This window comes from Porphyromonas uenonis 60-3 (assembly GCF_000174775.1).
Classification (GTDB): Bacteria; Bacteroidota; Bacteroidia; order Bacteroidales; family Porphyromonadaceae; genus Porphyromonas; species Porphyromonas uenonis_A.
Map to the genome: position 1 here is coordinate 1 of NZ_ACLR01000200.1, position 1185 is coordinate 1185.

General features: G+C 46.4%; 1 protein-coding gene. It reads right to left on the minus strand.

What is annotated here, in order from left to right; all coding sequences use genetic code 11:
• The coding region (locus PORUE0001_RS07925) for a TraG family conjugative transposon ATPase (RefSeq protein WP_007365928.1) at positions 1-1185 on the minus strand (1185 nt) is incomplete at both ends.

Consider the following 1185-nt stretch of genomic DNA (forward strand, 5'->3'; position numbering starts at 1 on the left):
CTTTTCATAGGCTACGGCGTTTATTATTTGTTCTTTTTCTCGTTGTGCTTGTGCCATCTGGCGGATAGCTAACTCAATGTTACCACCGAGTTGTGCAGCTAGTCGCTGGACGGCTACTTTTTCGGTCGCTTCGGTTGTATAAGCGAAGTACTCTTCTAAGCTTACTTCTGTAGCATAGACAGCACTCACCATACCCCCTAAACCGAACCACACCTCCTTGTAAAGGCGGTTGGGGTCGTTGTTCTGATTGATGGAGAGGATTTGCTCCTTCTCCTTATTGGTCAAGCCTAACGCTTCTTGTATTGCGTCAAACTTGTTCATATACTTGCGCTGGTCAAGCAGTATTTTACAGTCGGAGTTGTTGATGATACTCTCACGCACCACGGGGGAGCGCAGAATATCATCGGGGTCTTGTGTTACCACGACCGCCTCTCCAAAGTGCTTACGCACGGTCTTGTAGAGGTACTTGATGAACTCAGCCATATTGGCACTGGAGATAGCTTTCCAGGCCTCTTCGATAATTATCATTTTGCGCTCGTCCTTCAGACGACGCATCTTGTTGATGAAGCTCTCCATAATGATGATGGTCACCACTGGGAAGAGTATCTTATTGTCCTTGATAGCGTCAATCTCAAAGACGACGAACCGCTTGCTGAGCAGGTCTATGTTGTCTGTAGAGTTGAGTAGGTAGTCGTACTCGCCACCTCGATAGTAGTGCTTGAGTGTGGTCAGCAGGTTGTCAATGTTGAAGTCTTCCCTTGTCACCTTTATCTCTCTACTGAGTAGGTCTTGACGATACTCGTCAAGCATAAACTCGTAATAGGTATTGAAACTGGGGACGATGGTTCGATCCGCAGTAATCTTATTGATATAGGCTCCAATGGAGGCGAATAACTCGCTGACTTCTGTTTTGGTCACTTTCTCGTCTCCCGACTTCCACAAGGTGAGGATAAGGGTCGCCAAACTCTCTTTCTTTTCTATATCGAAGACATAGTCGTCGGTATAGAAGGGGTTGAAAGCGATGGGGTTCTCCTCTGTATAGGTGTAGTAAATACCATCCTCACCTTTGGTCTTGGCGTGGATAAACTGACACAAGCCCTCATAAGAGTTACCTGTATCAATCAGCAGTATGTGCGTTCCCTGCTCATAGTACTGGCGTACCATGTGGTTACAGAAGAAAGACTT